General features: G+C 67.5%; 16 protein-coding genes. 10 read left to right on the top strand and 6 right to left on the bottom strand.

Translation table 11 applies throughout. The features are described from left to right. Positions 1–81 precede the first annotated feature (81 nt). Positions 82–765 (top strand): hypothetical protein, encoded by a 684-nt coding sequence (locus NA11_RS18095; protein WP_069163103.1) that lies wholly within the window; start codon positions 82–84, stop codon positions 763–765. Between the two features lie 3 nt (positions 766–768). Here NA11_RS18095 and glgP read toward each other — a convergent pair whose 3' ends face one another. The 3 genes from glgP to NA11_RS18085 form a co-directional block, all read right to left on the bottom strand. Beyond that, the gene (gene glgP, locus NA11_RS18090) at positions 769–3,363 is read right to left on the bottom strand and encodes an alpha-glucan family phosphorylase (RefSeq protein WP_069163102.1); all 2,595 of its coding nucleotides are present in this window, start codon (positions 3,361–3,363) and stop codon (positions 769–771) included. Positions 3,364–3,501: 138 nt separating this feature from the next. Then, complete coding sequence (locus NA11_RS44855; RefSeq protein ID WP_141717678.1) at positions 3,502–3,723, bottom strand: hypothetical protein; 222 nt, start codon at positions 3,721–3,723, stop codon at positions 3,502–3,504. 33 nt (positions 3,724–3,756) lie between these two features. Continuing rightward, positions 3,757–4,209: a VOC family protein gene (locus tag NA11_RS18085; RefSeq protein ID WP_069163101.1), complete on the bottom strand. Its 453-nt coding sequence runs from the start codon at positions 4,207–4,209 to the stop codon at positions 3,757–3,759. Positions 4,210–4,289: 80 nt separating this feature from the next. Between NA11_RS18085 and NA11_RS18080 the strand changes: the two genes are divergently transcribed. The 4 genes from NA11_RS18080 to glgB all read left to right on the top strand — a co-directional run bounded on the left by NA11_RS18080 (position 4,290) and on the right by glgB (position 9,796). Then, positions 4,290–4,886 (top strand): TetR/AcrR family transcriptional regulator, encoded by a 597-nt coding sequence (locus NA11_RS18080; protein WP_069163100.1) that lies wholly within the window; start codon positions 4,290–4,292, stop codon positions 4,884–4,886. A 74-nt stretch (positions 4,887–4,960) separates the two neighbouring features. Beyond that, a complete protein-coding gene (locus NA11_RS18075) occupies positions 4,961–5,602 on the top strand; it encodes a LysE family translocator (RefSeq protein ID WP_069163099.1) in 642 nt (213 codons plus the stop codon). 37 nt (positions 5,603–5,639) lie between these two features. Further along, positions 5,640–7,640, top strand: a complete 2,001-nt coding sequence (locus NA11_RS18070) for an alpha-1,4-glucan--maltose-1-phosphate maltosyltransferase (RefSeq protein ID WP_069163098.1) — start codon at positions 5,640–5,642, stop codon at positions 7,638–7,640. Then, positions 7,640–9,796 carry a 1,4-alpha-glucan branching protein GlgB gene (gene glgB, locus NA11_RS18065; RefSeq protein ID WP_069163097.1) on the top strand — a complete coding sequence of 719 codons (2,157 nt, stop codon included), beginning with the start codon at positions 7,640–7,642 and terminating at the stop codon, positions 9,794–9,796. The genes NA11_RS18070 and glgB overlap by 1 nt, the downstream gene beginning before the upstream one ends. Before the next feature lie 158 nt (positions 9,797–9,954). Here glgB and NA11_RS18060 read toward each other — a convergent pair whose 3' ends face one another. From NA11_RS18060 to NA11_RS18050, 3 genes are all read right to left on the bottom strand, one after another. After that, positions 9,955–10,803, bottom strand: coding sequence for a tetratricopeptide repeat protein (locus tag NA11_RS18060; RefSeq protein ID WP_069163096.1), 849 nt, complete (start codon positions 10,801–10,803; stop codon positions 9,955–9,957). A 61-nt stretch (positions 10,804–10,864) separates the two neighbouring features. Continuing rightward, positions 10,865–11,233: a DUF3817 domain-containing protein gene (locus tag NA11_RS18055; RefSeq protein WP_069163176.1), complete on the bottom strand. Its 369-nt coding sequence runs from the start codon at positions 11,231–11,233 to the stop codon at positions 10,865–10,867. A gap of 129 nt (positions 11,234–11,362) precedes the next feature. Further along, positions 11,363–12,541 carry an acetyl-CoA C-acetyltransferase gene (locus NA11_RS18050; RefSeq protein ID WP_069163095.1) on the bottom strand — a complete coding sequence of 393 codons (1,179 nt, stop codon included), beginning with the start codon at positions 12,539–12,541 and terminating at the stop codon, positions 11,363–11,365. A gap of 106 nt (positions 12,542–12,647) precedes the next feature. Between NA11_RS18050 and mce the strand changes: the two genes are divergently transcribed. The 5 genes from mce to NA11_RS18025 form a co-directional block, all read left to right on the top strand. After that, complete coding sequence (gene mce, locus NA11_RS18045) at positions 12,648–13,109, top strand: methylmalonyl-CoA epimerase (RefSeq protein WP_069163094.1); 462 nt, start codon at positions 12,648–12,650, stop codon at positions 13,107–13,109. Between the two features lie 86 nt (positions 13,110–13,195). Beyond that, positions 13,196–14,197 carry a coiled-coil domain-containing protein gene (locus NA11_RS18040; RefSeq protein WP_069163093.1) on the top strand — a complete coding sequence of 334 codons (1,002 nt, stop codon included), beginning with the start codon at positions 13,196–13,198 and terminating at the stop codon, positions 14,195–14,197. 186 nt (positions 14,198–14,383) lie between these two features. Then, positions 14,384–15,178, top strand: a complete 795-nt coding sequence (locus tag NA11_RS18035; protein WP_069163092.1) for a DUF6585 family protein — start codon at positions 14,384–14,386, stop codon at positions 15,176–15,178. Between the two features lie 197 nt (positions 15,179–15,375). Next, positions 15,376–15,684 carry a WXG100 family type VII secretion target gene (locus NA11_RS18030; protein WP_167837668.1) on the top strand — a complete coding sequence of 103 codons (309 nt, stop codon included), beginning with the start codon at positions 15,376–15,378 and terminating at the stop codon, positions 15,682–15,684. A 3-nt stretch (positions 15,685–15,687) separates the two neighbouring features. Further along, positions 15,688–17,481: WXG100-like domain-containing protein (locus tag NA11_RS18025; RefSeq protein WP_141717677.1), on the top strand; the 1,794-nt coding region annotated here is incomplete at its 3' end.

Genomic DNA, 17,481 nt, shown 5'->3' with positions numbered 1-17,481 from the left:
TACTGAATCAGACAACTCGGCTCAGCGGTAGCCATCTCAGACAGTTTGTCCTACGCTGTCTCCGACAGAGGGGAACTGAAGGTGCGCAATAGTTTTCGTGATCCCGGCATAAAAGACGGCGAACTGTCCCGCTACGTGGTGACCATCGGCGATGCCCCTACGGAGTATCGAGCGGCCTCGTTGGTCGAGCACGACGGCGACGACCGCTACCGGACAAACCTGAAGGTCAACCTGCCCGACGACTTCGAAATGGAAGTCACCCAGGTCTTCGACCGCAGCGGCGGCACGCTCGCCACCGTGAGCTACGTCGCGGAGAGCAAGCTGGGCGAGACCGTCGTCAGTCGCGAGGAGGGCAACTTCGTCGGCACCTCGCACCTGCAGTTCGGTGGCAAGGTCGAGCCGTTCCCAAGCCCACTCACCTCACTGCTCGGCGGTGCGACCACCTTCCGCGGGCTCGACTTCCGCAAGGGCGCGAAGGCGACGATCAACCTGTGGCTGGCGTACTCGGTGCACTGGCCGGTGGAGGTCAGGGTGGACAAGCGCACCACTGTCGAGGTGCCCGCCGGGCGCTTCGATGCCTGGCAGGTGAAGGCGAAGCCGAGCTTCGCCCACATCAACGGCCTGCTCGACAAGGTGATCCACGGGATCCTGCCCGCGTTCACGCTGCACTTCGAGGCGGAGTCACCGCATCGACTGATCCGGTTCAGCTTCCCGACCGGACCACTGCCATGGGACCCGAAGGGCCTGATGCAGCTCAGCGACTAGCGCTCACGCGCTCGGCGCCGCAACCAGCCCGAGCTCGGCATCGCCGGCGAGCAGCTCGTTGCGCGGAAGCACCCGCACGGTGTAGCCGACGGCGCCGGACAGCGGGACGGGCGTGTCCACCGCGAAAAGCTCTGCGCCGGAATCGGATCCGGTGTGCGTCATCGCGACGGTGGTCACGTCGGACAGGTCGTCGGACGGCGAAACCCGGCCGAGCACCGCCTGCACGACCACATCGGACACCTGCAGACCACCCAGATCGATGCGCGCGGACAGCGACAACTGGGCGCCGATGATCGGGGTGTCCGGCAGGCCTGCACTGTCCACCTGGATCACCTTCACCGACGGCCAGGCCGCTTCGACGCGGCGTCGATAGTCGGCGATGCTGCGGGCGACCGCGAACTCGTCGGCCGTCGCCCGCTGGTAGGCGGCGGCGGCCGGCGCGTAGTACTCGACCGCGTAGTCGCGAACCATCCTGGAGGCCAGCACCTTCGGGCCGAGGGTCTGCAGGGTGTGCCGCACCATCTCGACCCAGCGCACCGGCATTCCGGCGGCGTCGCGGTCGTAGAAGCGGGGTGCGACCGTGCGCTCGAACAGGTCGTAGAGCGCGGCGGCCTCGAGATCGTCACGGCGGTGCTCGTCGGTGACGCCGTCGGCAGTCGGGATGGCCCAGCCGTTCTCGCCGTCGAACATCTCGTCCCACCAACCGTCCCTGATGGACAGGTTGAGCCCGCCGTTGAGCGCGGACTTCATGCCGGAGGTGCCGCACGCCTCCAGCGGGCGCAGCGGATTGTTCAGCCACACATCGCAACCCCAGTACAGGTACCTGGCCATCGACATGTCGTAGTCGGGCAGGAAGACGATGCGGTGGCGCACCTCGGGATCGTCGGCGAAGCGGACCACCTGCTGGATGAGCGCCTTGCCGCCGTCGTCGGCGGGATGGCTCTTGCCCGCGACCACCAGCTGCATCGGGCGTTGCGGGTCGAGCAGTCTGGCACGCAACCGTTCCGGGTCACGCAGCATCAGGGTGAGCCGCTTGTAGGTCGGCACCCGGCGGGCGAAGCCGACGGTCAGCACGTCGGGGTCGAAAACGCTGTCGACCCAACCCAATTCGGCCTCCGCCGCGCCGCGATCCAGCCAGGACGCACGCACCCTGCGGCGCACCTCGGTCACCAGGATGCCGCGCAACGCATTCCGGGTCGACCACAGCTCACCGAGGTCGACGTCGCGCAGCCGCTCCCAGCCGCGCGCCTCCTCGACGAGCTCGGCGCCGATGTGCTCGCGCGCCTTGTCGAACCATTCGCGCGCGGCCCAGGTCGGGGCGTGCACACCGTTGGTGACCGAGCCGATCGGCACCTCGGCCGCATCGAAACCGGGCCACAATCCGGCGAACATGGCGCGACTGACCTCACCGTGCAGTTTCGATACGCCGTTGGCGCGCTGGGCAAGTCGCAGACCCATGTGCGCCATGTTGAAGACCGAGGGATCGGCTTCGCGCCCGAGCGCCGCGATCCGATCCACGGAAAGGCCAGGCAGCAGGGCGGATTCGGATTCGCCGTGTGCGCCGCCGAAATAGCGGCGCACCATCGGCATCGGAAAACGGTCGATGCCCGCGGGGACCGGGGTGTGCGTGGTGAACACCGTGCCAGCCCGGACCGCGGCCAGTGCGGTGTCGAAATCTTGTCCGGCGGAGACGAATTCACGGATCCGCTCGACGCCGAGGAAGCCTGCGTGGCCTTCGTTCATGTGGAACACGTCGGGGTCGGGCAGGCCGTTCGCGGTGGTGTAGGCGCGCACCGCGCGCACGCCGCCGATCCCGGCGAGGATCTCCTGCCGGATCCGATGCTCCTGATCGCCGCCGTAGAGCCGGTCGGTGACCGCGCGCAGCTCCGGATCGTTCTCGGCGATATCGGAATCCAGCAGCAACAGCGGCACCCGGCCGACCTGCGCAATCCACACCCGCGCCCGCAACACCCGCTGATCGGGCATCGCCACGTGGATGAGCACCGGCGCGGCTTCCGCATCCGGCCCGCCGTTGGTGGAGGTCAGCAGCCGCAGCGGCAGCCCTTGCGGGTCGAGGTCGGGGTAGTGCTCGGTCTGCCACCCGTCCGCGGACAGCGTTTGCCGGAAATAGCCGGAGCGGTACAGCAATCCGACGCCGATCAACGGCAGTCCCAGATCGGAGGCCGCCTTCAGATGATCGCCCGCGAGGATGCCCAGACCACCCGAATAGTTCGGCAGCACCTCGGTCACACCGAACTCCATGGAGAAGTACGCGATCCCGCGCACCCCTTCCTCCCCGGCCCTGCGCTCGAACCAACTCGGCGCGGCGAGGTACGCGCGCAGGTCCGCGGCGGCGGCGTCCACCCGGCGCACGTACTCCGGGTCCGCGGCCAGCTCGTCCACGCGGGCGGCAGGCACTTCCCCGAGCATCCGCACCGGATCGTGCCCCATCTCCAGCCATCGCCGCTGATCCATCTCCGCGAACAGATCCTGGGTCGGCGGATGCCACGACCAGCGCAGATTGGTAGCGAGCTCGGCCAGCACCGCCAGCCGCTCTGGCAGATGGGCACGGACGGTGAATCGACGCAATGCCTTCACCCGGCGAAGACTACCGAACAGCGACCAGGTCGGCCGCCCTGCGGTGCAGCGGGTAAAGCGACGCGCACGGGTGCCGCGCCCAGGCCCGACGCGGCGATTGCCGGCTGCCTCGCCAGCGAGCGCTCCGCTACGGCCACGTCACGCAAAGAATCGTCGTAGCTCGGCGGCGACGAGTTCGGGCCTCCCGTCGTTCAAGGACGCGGTGTCGCCGACATCGGGCAGCGTGACGCGAACCACGTCCGGCAGGGCCGCTTGCAGGCGTTCCAACGCCGCAGCCAGGACTGCGACTCCCGCCGAGCAGCAGCACGGCGGGGCATAACCCGGCCAGCCGGTCCCACGGTTGCGCCACTCTTGCACCACGCTGTCTCCGATGCGGCGTCTCCGGGTCCTGCGTCACTCCCCTGTGGTGCCACCGAACTTTTCGGCCGCGTACTCGTCGCTGAACTGTTCGACATACGTAGCGGCAGGCGGGATTTCGGTGATCACGTCGATCAGGACGCCGCTGGGGTCGGCGATGATGAAGTGGCGCTGGCCGAATTCCTCGGAGCGGATTTCCAGTTCGGCCTTGTGACCGCCTTGGACGACGAGACGCTCCCACTCGGCGTCCACGTCGTCCACCTCGAAGTTCAGCAGCAGGCCCTGGACCGGCTTGCGGTAGGCCTCAGGGACGGTGGGGTGGGTGTAGTCGAGCAGCGCGAGTTCGTAGGTGACGTCGCCCTTGCGCCGCAGGCTGATGTACCAGTCCGCCTCGAAGGTGATCTCGAAGTCGAACCACTGTGTGTAGAAGTCGCGGGCCGCCGCGATTTCGGGGGTGCCGATGACTGGGTAGAAGCCGCTCAGTTTCAACTCTCTCGCCTTTCACATACCGTTGGTATGTGAGCTAAAGTAGTTGGCATACCGCTGGTATGTCAACAGGAAGGTGCTCGATGCCGAGCAAGATCCGCACCAAGCAGCGGGAAGAGACCCGGCGCAGTCTGCTGCGCGTGAGCAGGCGGCTGTTCGCCGCGAAAGGTTATGCGGCCGTTGGCTTGTCGGAGATCGTCGCGGACGCCGGGGTGACCAAGGGCGCGCTCTACCACCACTTCGACAGCAAGACGGATCTGTTCGCCGCGGTGCTGGAGCAGATACAGCACGAGGTCGGCGAACGGGTGCTGGCGGCCGCCGACGCGGCCGCAGATCCTTGGGACCAGCTGGTCACCGGCTGTGAAACTTTCCTGACCACCTGCCTCGATCCGGAGATCCAGCGGATCATGCTGATCGACGGGCCCGCCGTGCTCGGCTGGCACGCATGGCGAGCGCTGGACGCGGCCGCCTCCGGCCGCCACCTCGGCGACGCCTTGACCGTGCTGATCGAGGAAGGCGTGATCGACCGCCAACCGGTCGCTCCGTTGACGCATCTGTTGTCCGGCGCGATGAACGAGGCGGCATTGTGGTTGGCCACCTCGACCGATCCGCAAGCGCCTGCCGACGCCACGGCGGCGTTGCGACGACTGATGTCCGCCTTACGGACCACACCGGACTAGCTGCGCGGCGGACACCCTCCCGCACCGGGAAAAATACAGTCGCGGAGGGGAGTTCGGCGTGACAGGATCGCGAGATGCCGCACTGGGTACAGGTTCTCCCCCAATTCCTGCTGGCCTCATTGATTCTGGCCGCGTTACCCGGACCCGCGACTGCCCTCTTCCTGCAACGCTCGGTGCGCGACGGCCGCAAAGCCGGGCTCGCCGCGGTGGCAGGCAACGAGATCGGTGTGCTCGGCTGGAACATCGCAGGCGGCGCAGGCCTGTCGGTGCTACTGGTCGCCAACCAGTTCATGAACAAGGCGCTGCATATCATCGGCGCGGTGGTGCTGATCTGGCTCGGCATCCAAGCCTGGCGCGGGGCGCGCGGCGATGACGAGTTCGGCAGCACCATGACCAAACTCTTGCCCTCGGGACGCACCCCGGCCGCGGCCTTTCGCGCGTCACTGATCTCGATCGCGGCCAACCCGAAGGCGGCCGTCTTCGGACTGACGATCCTGCCCCAGTTCCTGCCGTCGACCGGTCCGGTCCTGCCCACCGTCCTCATCCTCGTGCTGGTGGCGTCGGTGGTCGACACCGTGTGGTGCGTCGGCATCGTGCTCGCCGCGGACCGCGCGGGCAACTGGCTGCGCCGCACCGGCGTGCGGCAACGGGTGGAACGCGCACTCGGCGCGATCCTGGTCGCGCTCGGCCTCGGTCTCGCCGCTGACGCGCGCTGATCCCGTGCAATGCCCGCCCTGACGGTAGGTTGGTCCCGTGACCGGCCGGATCGCTATCGATGACACTGCACCGTCCATCGCGGGCGGTCGGCCCGCCAAGGCCGTCGTCGGGGAGGTTTTCCCGGTGCGCACGGTGGTGTGGCGGGAAGGACACGACGCAGTCGCCGCGACGCTGGCGGTACGCGCGCCCGGCTCTTCGCGGCCGATCCGAATCCGGATGACGCCCGATCTGGAGCCGGACGTGTTCAACGCGATCTTCACGCCGAACCTGCCCGGCGTCTGGACCTACCGCATCGAGGGGTGGAGCGATCCGATCGCGACCTGGCGGGCCGCCGTCGAGGCGAAGCTTGCGGTCGGGCAGACCGCGGCCGATCTCGACAATGATCTGGAGATCGGCGCCAGGTTGTTCGAGCGGGCCGCGCAGGCCGTGCCGAAGACACCGTTCGAGCGGTTGCGCGCCGCCGCGGCCGCGCTGCGCAGCAACGAGCAGCTGCCCGCCAGGGTCGCGCCCGCGTTCGCCGAGGAGATCACCGAGATCTTGCGCGCAACCCCGTTGCGCGACATGGTGACCCGCGGCCCGCAGCACACCGTGCTGGTGGAACGCCAACGCGCGCTGTACGGCTCGTGGTACGAGTTCTTCCCCCGCTCGACCGGCGGCAGGGACAAGGCGGGCAAGCCGGTGCACGGCACCTTCGCCACCGCGGCGAAGGAATTGCCGCGCATCGCCGCCATGGGCTTCGACGTGGTCTATCTGCCGCCGATCCATCCGGTCGGCGAGGTCAATCGCAAGGGCCGCAACAACACGTTGGTCGCCGAACCGGACGATGTCGGCTCACCGTGGGCGATCGGCTCGAAGGACGGCGGGCACGACGCCGTGCATCCGCGGCTCGGCACCGAGACCGACTTCGCCGAATTCGTCGACACCGCCGCACAACTCGGCCTCGAGGTGGCGCTCGATCTGGCGCTGCAATGCGCGCCGGATCATCCGTGGGTGGCCGCGCATCCGGAGTGGTTCACCACGCTGCCCGACGGCACCATCGCCTTCGCCGAGAACCCGCCCAAGAAATACCAGGACATCTACCCGGTCAACTTCGACAACGACCCCGACGGGCTGTACGCCGAGGTGCTGCGCGTGGTCCGGCATTGGATCGCGTTGGGCGTGAAGATCTTCCGGGTCGACAATCCGCACACCAAGCCTGCCGACTTCTGGGAATGGCTGATCGCGACGGTGCACGACACCCACCCCGACGTGCTGTTCCTGTCCGAGGCGTTCACCCGCCCCGCCCGGCTGTACGGGCTCGCGCGCCGCGGCTTCAGCCAGTCCTACACGTATTTCACCTGGCGCGTGGCGAAGTGGGAGCTGACCGAGTTCGGCAACGAGCTGGCCGCCAAGGCGGACGAGGCGCGGCCGAACCTGTTCGTGAACACCCCGGACATCCTGCACGAAAGCCTGCAGCACGGCGGGCCGGGCATGTTCGCCATCCGTGCAGTGCTCGCCGCGACCCTCGCACCGGCCTGGGGCGTGTACTCCGGATTCGAGCTGTTCGAGCATCAGGCCGTGCGGCCCGGCAGCGAGGAATACCTGGATTCGGAGAAGTACGAGCTGCGCCCGCGCCCGTTCGCCGAGGCGCTGGCGCGCGGAGAATCGTTGGAGCCGTGGCTCACTCGGCTCAACGAGATCCGCCGGGTGCATCCCGCCCTCCAGCAGTTGCGCTGCATTCACTTCCATCACGTCGACAACGACTCGCTGATCGCGTACTCGAAGATCGATCCGGTCAGCGGCGACGCGGTGCTTGTCGTGGTGAACCTGAACCCGTTCGGCGCCGAGTGGGGCATGGTGTCGCTCGACCTGCCCGCCATCGGACGCGAATGGCACGACCGTCCGGTGGTGTACGACGAGGTCAGCGGCGAGGAATTCCACTGGGCACAAACGAATTACGTGCGGCTCGACCCGTCCACCGCGGTCGCGCACATTCTCACGCTGCCGCCGGTGTCGCAGCAGGCCCGCACCGAACTCGCGTATCGGAATACCTTCTGATGCGCCGCCGCGATCTGATGTTGCTCGCCGCGGGCACGCACGCCGACCCGCACACCGTGCTCGGCGCCCACCCCCATCCGGACGGCACAGAGGTGAGCGTGCTTCGCCCGCACGCGGATTCGGTGGCCGCGCGGGTCGGCGAGGTCGACCATCCGCTGAAGTCGTTGGGACACGGGATCTTCGCAGGCGTGCTGCCCTACCCCGACCTGATGGACTACCGCATCCTCACCAACTATCCGGGCGGGCAGACCATTCTCAGCGCCGACGGCTACCGGTTCCTGCCGACGGTCGGCGAATTGGACCTGCACCTGATCGGCGAGGGCCGCCACGAACACCTGTGGGATGTGCTCGGCGCACATCCGCGCCGCTACACCACCCTCGACGGCGAGGTGTCCGGCACCTCGTTCGCGGTGTGGGCGCCGAATGCGCGCGGAGTCACCGTGTTCGGCGACTTCGACCGCTGGGGTGGACACACCGCGCCGATGCGCTCGCTCGGCACCTCCGGGGTCTGGGAGGTTTTCGTGCCCGGCGTCGAACCGGGCACCAAATACAAGTTCCGGGTGCACGGCGCCGACGGCCGCACCGTCGATCACGCCGACCCGATGGCGTTCGCGACCGAGCTGCCGCCCGCCACCGCGTCGGTGGTGACCGAGAGCAGGCACGTGTGGCACGACCAGGCGTGGCTGGATACCCGTGCGAGCACCGATCCCGCCCGCGCACCGATGAGCGTCTACGAGGTGCACCTCGGTTCCTGGCGGCCCGGCCTCGGCTACCGCGAATTGGCCGATCAGCTGGCCGATTACGTGCAGGCGGCGGGCTTCACCCACATCGAGTTGCTCCCCATCGCCGAGCACCCGTTCGGCGGTTCCTGGGGATATCAGGTCACCTCGTACTACGCACCGACCGCGCGCTTCGGCACGCCGGACGACTTCCGCGCCTTCGTCGATCGACTGCATGCCGCAGGCATCGGCGTGCTCCTGGACTGGGTGCCCGCGCACTTCCCGCGCGACGAATGGGCGCTGGCCCGCTTCGACGGCACCCCGCTGTACGAGCACGCCGACCCCCGCCGCGGCGAGCAACTCGACTGGGGCACCTACGTTTTCGACTTCGGCAGGCACGAGGTCCGCAACTTCCTCGTCGCCAACGCGCGCTACTGGATCGAGGAGTTCCACATCGACGGCCTGCGCGTCGACGCCGTCGCCTCCATGCTCTACCTGGATTACTCACGCCCCGAAGGGGGTTGGGAGCCGAACGTGCACGGCGGGCGGGAAAACCTGGAGGCCGTCGACTTCCTGCAGGACCTCAACGACACGGTGCACCGCCATCATCCCGGCGTGCTCACCATCGCGGAGGAATCCACCAGCTGGCCCGGCGTCACCCGCGGCACCGACGTGGGCGGGCTCGGCTTCACCATGAAATGGAACATGGGCTGGATGCACGACACCCTCGGCTTCCTGGCCCGCGATCCGATCCACCGCTCCTGGCACCACAACGAGATCACCTTCTCGCTGATGTACGCGTGGAGCGAGAACTTCGTGCTGCCGATCAGCCACGACGAGGTTGTGCACGGCAAGGGCACATTGTGGACCAGGATGCCCGGCGACGATTTCGCCAAAGCCGCTGGGGTGCGGGCACTTCTGGCTTACATGTGGGCGCATCCCGGCAAACAGCTGCTGTTCATGGGCCAGGAATTCGGCCAGTTCCGCGAGTGGTCGCACGACCGAGGACTGGACTGGGCGGAGCTGGAAAACCCACTGCACCAGGGGATCACGACCGTCGTGCGGGATCTCAACACGGTCTATCGCGCCCATCCCGCGTTCTGGACCCAGGACACCACGCCTGGCGGCTACTCGTGGATCGAGGCGAACGACCAGGCCAACAACGTGCTGGCGTTCCTGCGTTACGGGTCGGACGGGTCCGTCGTCGCGTGCGTGTTCAACTTCTCCGGTTCGGTGCACGGCGAGTACCGGGTCGGCCTGCCGTTCGCCGGGCAGTGGACCGAGATCCTCAACACCGACGCCGCCGAGTACGGCGGCTCCGGCATCGGAAACATGGGTGCCGTCAAGGCCACTGACGAATCCTGGCACGGGCGCCCTGCCTCGGCGACGATCGCCTTGGCGCCGAACAGCGCGGTCTGGTTGGCACCGAGCAGCTGACGCCCGGATAAGCCGTGCGGCTGGGATTCAGCGGCCGAGTGGCTGGAAAGAGCGGCCGAGTGGCTGGCGCTGGGCAGGAGGCGACGATCGGCTCGCCCGATCTGTGCGTATCGTCCGATCCCTCGGCCGGGACCGTCCCTGCGCCAGCCGAATCCGGCTCAGTACAGCGCGGCGGCGAGCTTGCGACGGGCCGCGACCACGAACGGCTCGGCCTGGTCGAACAGCTCGAAGAGCTCGAGCAGCCTGGTGCGCACCTTGGTCCGGTCGTCGCCTGCGGTGCGCTTGACGGCCCCGATGAGGCGGTCGAACGCGGCCTCCGGCAGCTGGTTCATCATCTCGACGTCGGCGGCGTCCAGTGCGGCGTCCACGTTGGCGGGATCGGCGTCGGCGGTGGCGATCGCGGACTCCGGGATGCCTTGCGCGCGGGCGAGGAACCGCAGTTGGCGCAGCGCGCCCTTGGCCTCTTCGTTGCCGGGCTCCGCGGCGATGATCGCCTCGTACGCGGCCTCGGCGCCGGCCAGGTCGCCCTGCTCCAACGCCGTTTCCGCGGCGACGAAGCGCGGATCTTCCGGCGCCTCCGGTGCCTCTTCGCCGCCGGGCAGCTTGCCTGCCACCGCGTCGATGACCGCGCTCAACCACTGCCGCACCTGCGGTTCGGGCTGGGCGCCCTGGAAGTCGGCGAGCGGCTGCCCGCCCGCGACCGCGATGACGGTCGGAATGCCCTGCACGCCGAATGCCTGCGCGATCCGCATGTTGGCCTCGGCCTCGACCGTGGCCAGGTCCCACGCGCCGCCTGCCTCGCCGACCAGCCGCTCCAGCGTCCTGACCAGCTCGACGCTGCCCGGGCTGCGCTGCGAGTACAGCGCGACGATCACCGGCACCTGCACCGAGCGGCGCAGCACCTTCGCCTCGAAGGTGGTCTCGTTGACCGCGTAGTCGCCACCGGTCGCGCCGGCGGCGCCCGCGGGCGGCTGCTTCAGACTGGACAGATCCACCGCACCGGACATGGCGGCGGCAACGGCGGGCGAAGTTCGGCGTGCGGCAGGTCGAGTCACGGTTTCCAGTTTGTCACGACGTGGCAGAGGCCGGGGCTGCGGTGTCAGCAGAATTCGCCGCGCTGAGTTCGGCGAGCTTGCCTGCCCGGACCGCCCAGATCTCGAACAGCAGGGTGAAGAACGGCGGGATGCTCGACAGCAGGCTGAGCACCGTGGTCTTCGCGTTCCAGCCGAGCTCACGCGCGGCCATGACGGTCGCGATGACGAACAGCACGAAGATGATGCCGTGCGTCATGCCGAAGACCTTGACCGGCCACAGCACCGGCTCCGGCAGCCGCTTGAACACCATGCCGATGATCAGGAAAACCCACGAGATCGCCTCGAGCACCGCGATGAAACGGAACCGCTTCGCGGGAGTGCTGAGGTCGAATGCATTGCCCATGCGCACCATTGTGCCGGATGCACTACGACGCGTCGTAGTGGGACGGGTCACAGCTCAACAGGCCCGAAAGACATTCGCGCGCCACACAGCGACGGTGCGGCGCGCGAACATGGTGTCCGACTTAGGAATTTAGACCCGGACAATCAGGGCATCGCCCTGACCGCCGCCACCACAGAGCGCGGCCGCACCGACGCCGCCACCGCGCCGCTTCAGCTCGAACACCAGATGCAGCAGAATGCGGGCGCCGGACATGCCGAGCGGATGGCCGATCGCGATGGCGCCACCGTTGACGTTCACCTTCGCCGGATCGATGCCGAGCTTCCTGGTCGAAGCGACGCCGACCGCGGCGAACGCCTCGTTGATCTCCACCAGATCCAGGTCGGCGGGCGAAATACCTTCGCGCGCACACGCCTTCGCGATGGCGTTGGCAGGCTGATCCTGCAGCGACGAGTCGGGGCCTGCGACGACGCCTGCGGCGCCGATCTCGGCGATCCAGCTCAGGCCGAGCTCTTCGGCCTTCGCCTTGCTCATCACCACGACCGCGGCGGCGCCGTCGGAGATCTGCGAGGCAGTGCCAGCAGTGATCGTGCCGTCCTTGCGGAACGCCGGGCGCAGCTTGGCCAGCGACTCCGCAGTGGTGTCGGCCCGGATGCCCTCGTCGGCCGCGACCAGTAGCGGCTCGCCCTTGCGCTGCGGCACCGTCACCGGAACGACCTCGTCGTCGAAGATGCCGTTCTTCCACGCCTCGGCCGCGCGCTGGTGCGAGGCCGCCGCGAACGCGTCCTGTTCCGCGCGGCTGACCGGCTCGGTGTCGTTGCGCTGTTCGGTCAGCGCGCCCATCGGCTGGTCGGTGAAGATGTCGTGCAGGCCGTCGTAGGCCATGTGGTCGCGCAGCGTGACATCGCCGTACTTGAAGCCATCGCGGCTCTTCTCGAGCAGATGCGGCGCCTGGCTCATCGACTCCTGGCCGCCCGCGACCACGATCTCGTACTCGCCGGCGCGGATCAGCTGGTCGGCCAAGGCAATTGCGTTGATACCGGACAAACACACCTTGTTGACGGTCAGCGCGGGCACGTCCATCGGAATGCCCGCGGCGACGGCCGCCTGCCTGGCCGGGATCTGGCCCGCGCCCGCGGTGAGTACCTGGCCCATGATCACGTAGTCGACCTGCTCCGGCGCGACGCCGCCACGCTCCAACGCCGCCTTGATGGCGAAGCCACCCAGATCGGAACCGCTGAAGTCCTTGAGGCCGCCGAGCAGCCGACCGACCGGAGTACGCGCACCGGAGACGATCACGGAATTGGTCACGACGAGCCTCGCTTCTTGTTTCGCAGGATTCCGTACTCCACGGTAACTGCTCACTTCCGGTTGCCGGTACGCAGGTAAGCGCTACGTTCGAGTGGTGAGCAACGATATGGATTCGTCTAGTTTCATCCCCGCCGACTACGTCGTCGCGGTCGACCACGTCGGCATCGCGGTGCCCGATCTCGATGTCGCAGTTGCCTGGTATGCCGAGAATTTGGGCATGGTCGAGACCCATCGCGAGGTCAACGAAAGCCAGGGCGTCACAGAGGCGATGCTCTCCCTGCCCGGCGCACCGGATCGGGCGACTGCCCTGCAGTTGCTGGCCCCGCTGAATGCCGAGTCGACCATTGCGAAGTTCATCGATCGCAACGGACCGGGCCTGCAACAACTCGCCTACCGGGTCACCGACCTCGATGCGGTCTGCGCGCACCTGCGCGCACGAGGCTTGCGTTTGCTGTACGAGGTGCCGAGGCCTGGAACAGCGGATTCTCGCATCAATTTCCTGCATCCGAAGGATGCTGGCGGTGTGCTGATCGAGCTGGTCGAGCCGAGCCCGAATGTTACGCACTAGTATCAAGATCGAGCCTGAAAATTTCTGCCTAATCACATTCGCGGTCGAGTCACCATGAGGACTCGGTAGGCTGTAGTTTGTGTGCCATGTCGTCACCTGAGTCCGATCGCAATCGCTTCGTTGCACTGCCCTTCACCGTTGTGCGCAAGGGTTATGCGCAAGACGAGGTACGCAACTACTTCGACCGCTTCGACGCCGAACTAAGGGTCACCGCTACCGACCGGGATGCTGCTGCGGCACAAGCCCGTAACCTCGCGAGCCAGCTCGAGGATGCGCGTGACGAGATCGACGAGCTCCGCAAGGAGGTCGACCGTCTCTCGGTGCCGCCAACGACCGCGGAAGGCATGTCCGACCGCATCTCCCGCATGCTGCGGCTGGCCTCCGACGAGGCCTCCGAGGTCCGTGCCCTGGCACAGGCCGAGGCCGCGGAGATGGTGTCGATCGCGGAGCAGCAGGCCACCGAAATGCGTGGCAAGTACGAGTCGTTGCTGGCCGAAACCAAGGAAAAGCGCGAAGCGCTCGAAATCGAGTTCGAGCAGACACTGGCCAACGCGCGCACCGAGTCCGCCAAGATCATCGAGGCCGCCCAGGCCGAGGCCGACCGTCTCGGTAAGGAAGCCGACGCCAAGCGCAAGGCGACCCAGCAGGACTTCGAGGTCACCATGGCCGAGCGGCGCACCAAGCTCACCCGCGCCATGGAGGAGCTGGAGGCCACCAGCCGCGCCGAGGCCGCACAGCGGATCAAGGACGCCACCGACGAGGCCAACCGCCTCATCACCTCCGCCACCCAGACCTCCGAGCGCAAGATCGCGCACGCGAAGGAACTGGCCGAGGAGATGCGCGTGCTGCGCGGCCGGGTGCTCGCCCAGCTGCTCGGCATCCGTGGCCAGCTCGACTCGGTGCCCGCCATGCTCGCCGCCGTCAACCGGGAAAGCGAACTGCTGGACGGTGTTCCGGATCAGCGCAAGTCGATCGGCGGCAACACCAAGCAGGTCTCCGGCTCCAACCGCAAGGCCATCCCCGAGGTTTCGACCGAGGAGGACGACATTGTCGACGAGGAGCGCGAAAACGCCGATATCAGCAACTGACGCCGACATCAACAATTAACGGCGGGCGACGCGGCGACTAACGCAGTACCCCAACCGAATCCACTCTGAAGGCCGCCCCGGACGGGGCGGCCTTCCTGTATTCGCGGGGTCGTGCCGCAGGACGAAGCCGTACAGGTTCCGTCAAGGACGATGGTCAGATGTGCTGCGGCCGGGCACGATGGCGGCATGCGCGGAATCGCGGCGACCAGGACGTACGGGCCTCGGACCGACGTCGGCCTGGCCGCAGGCGCGGCGGGACTGGGTGCGCATCGTGCGACATACCTTGCGTCGGAACCCAGTTCGCGACGGTACGTGATCGAAGCGGTCGGGCTACTGCTGACCGGGCTGATGTCGCTGGTCGGCGTGGTGAGCGACGCGGCGATCCTGACCATCTTCGGGGTCACCGGCGTGGTGCTGATCGGTGGTCGCTTGCTCGTCGACGTGCTGTGGCTGGTGTACGTGCGTGAGCGCAACCGCGGCAGTCGGCTCGATCTGTACGAGCGCGGGTTGGTTGTCCGCATCGGCGGCGCGGCGCGGGCGGTCCGCTACGACAGCACAACACTGCGCCGAAGCATCGTCGAGCATGCGAACAACCCTGCCCCGAACCAGGTTTCGCACTCCTACACCCTGGTCGACACCGTCGGCACGCCCTTGGTGTTGCGGCAGGGCATCGAGCACCCGGAGCGCTGGGGTCCGGAGATCGACCAGGCGATCAGCGATGCTCAGCTGCCGTCGGCGGCCGCCACGCTCGCGGCAGGTGGGCGGCTCGACTTCGAATACTTCTGGATGACCGAGACGGAGATCGGGGCCGGACAACGGCAGGCGTTGTGGACCGACGTCACCGACATCTCGGTGCACACAGGGTGGGTGCGAGTCAGCGTGGCCGGACAGCCTCGGCCCCTGGAATCGCTTCCGGTGAGCCTGGTTCCGAACTTCACCGTCTTTCTGACACTGGCGCAACGGTTGCGGGCAGGGCAGTAGACCGTCAAGAATTCGCCAACGCGTGGCCGCATCGGCGGCGGGCGCATCGGGCACGGGACCGGCCTCGACCTGGACACTACCTAGACCCGTTGCCGGGCAACGCATATCAAAGACTCGCAAAATTGGCCGACGACCCCTGTTCTGTGTGGTCCGCCGATGCCATCGTCTGAATGGTTGTGTGCGCGAAGGGATTTGTGGTGAAGGTCAGCGTCACGTCAGGTGAATTGCGTAGTGCGGCAGGAAAGATGGGCAAGCTGCGGGACCAGGTGCACGGCATTCTCACCAACCTGGAAACCTCGCTGGCCGCCAGAGGCGCCGCGTGGGGCGGTGACGGCTACGGCAGCACATTCGCCGACGGGCCACAGGGCTACCTCGCCGCACACAAGAACCTGACCGAAGGCCTCGGCAACACGGCGAAAACCCTTGGCTCATACTGCGACGGCCAGTACGAGGCCGCGGACTTGCTCGACGGCATGGATCGGCATTCCGCCGGTTCGTTCCGGTAGCCAGTGTCGATCACCATCCCCAGCGAGCTGGAATGGCTCGGCTGGATCGCAGGCTCCGACTGGCCCGACGGCGACGAAGACAAGATGTGGGCCATCGCCGCCGACTGGCGCAAAGCCGCCGCCGACATCCGAGACCTACTCCCCGACCTGGCCGCAGCGCAGAAGGCGACCATCGACTCCTACCCGTGGGGTGTAGGAGTCGAGGCCATCACCGCGTCGCTGGACAAACTCGACCATGGCCCGGAATCACTGCGGCAACTGGCCGACGTCCTGGACATGGTCGCGGAATCCGCGGACGCACTCGCCGCCGAAATCCAGTACACCAAGATCCTCGTCATCAGCTCGCTGGCCATGCTTGCCGTCGAAATCATTGCGGCATGGGCCTTCCCGCCGACCGCTCCGCTGGTCGAAGCGGCCGCAATCGCCGCGACCCGCCTGGCCGTTCGGCTACTCGGCCAACGCGCCGTCAGCGCGATCGCGCGTTTCGCCGCCAAGACCGGCATCGCCGCGGTAGCGAAATTCACCGCCAAACACGTCGTCATCAGCACCGTCCTCGGCGCGGGCCAAGACCTGGCCATCCAGGCTTACCAAGTCCGCGAGGGTATCCGCGACGGCATCGACTGGAACCGCGTCGGCACCACCGCATACACCGCCGCGGCAGCGGGCGTCGTCGGCGGCCCGGCAGGCGGCCTGCTCGGCAAGGCGGCAGCGAAAGTTCCACTGCCCAGCGGACGTTGGGCCGGCGCCGTCAAAGGCGCTGCGGTCGGCGCCAGTTCAGGCATGATCGGCGCAGTAGGCGCCTGGGGCGTAGGCGGCTTCGCCAACGGCTGGACCTGGGATCCACGCCTACTCACCAGCGGCACCGCCTACGGCGTATTGACCGGCGGCAGCAAGGGATTTCGCCACGCATCCCCCGGGAAAGGTCCCACGGCAGACAGGTTCACCGCCACACCCCCCGCGCATTTCGGCAGCACCAGCGACGGAAGCGCACCGCCGGTACGGCCTGCAAGCGCAGGCGACCCCGTTTCCGCAACCCACACAACCGATCCGGCGACCACCGCACCCGAAAGTCGTCCACAAAACCCGCCACCCGCGACCACGGGAACTCCCGGTCGCCTCGGATCGAATGAGCCACAGACCGGCACGTCTACAAACAGCGAACCAGATGCCCACGGCACCCAACCGACGAACCACAGCACCACAGAACATCACGGTGAGTCCACGAACCCCGTTGGTGAACAACACAACAACCAACCAGCCAACGCCGCAGCACACAACGCTGAACCAACGAACCCTGGCCCCCAAGGACACAACGCTCACCCCACAAACCCCGGCACCCAAGGACGCATCGCTGAGCCGACGAACCCCGGCGCCGACGGTCACAACGCTGAGCCGACGAACCCTGTCGCCGACGGTCACCGCGGCGAGCCCACGAACAACGGTGCTGCGCAACACAACCAACCGGCGGGCACGGGCGCAGGAGAACACGCCAGCCAACCGAAGAACAGCGACGCTGTGGAACACAGCAGCCAGCCACCGAATGGACCCGGAAGCACCGGCGAGACGAAGGCCGACGTCGGCCGCGCAGGCACGCCCGACGTTGACGTAACACGCGCCGAGCCCACCGGAGGTCACGAGTCGGGGATCATGGCCGGCCCCAAGGAATCTCAGCCGTCGCCCACCGTGGCGGGCAGCGACGACACGTCCGGTTCGACACACGAGCCAGCAGCCAAACCAAACCAACCCCCGGTTCACACGGGCGAAGGCACGAGCAGCGGTGCCCGCGAGGAAGGCCCC

The sequence above is a fragment of the Nocardia altamirensis NBRC 108246 genome (genome assembly GCF_001612685.1).
GTDB lineage: Bacteria > Actinomycetota > Actinomycetes > Mycobacteriales > Mycobacteriaceae > Nocardia > Nocardia altamirensis.
The sequence above is the reverse complement of the archived record's forward strand: the minus strand, read 5'-3'. Positions and strand labels throughout refer to the sequence as shown.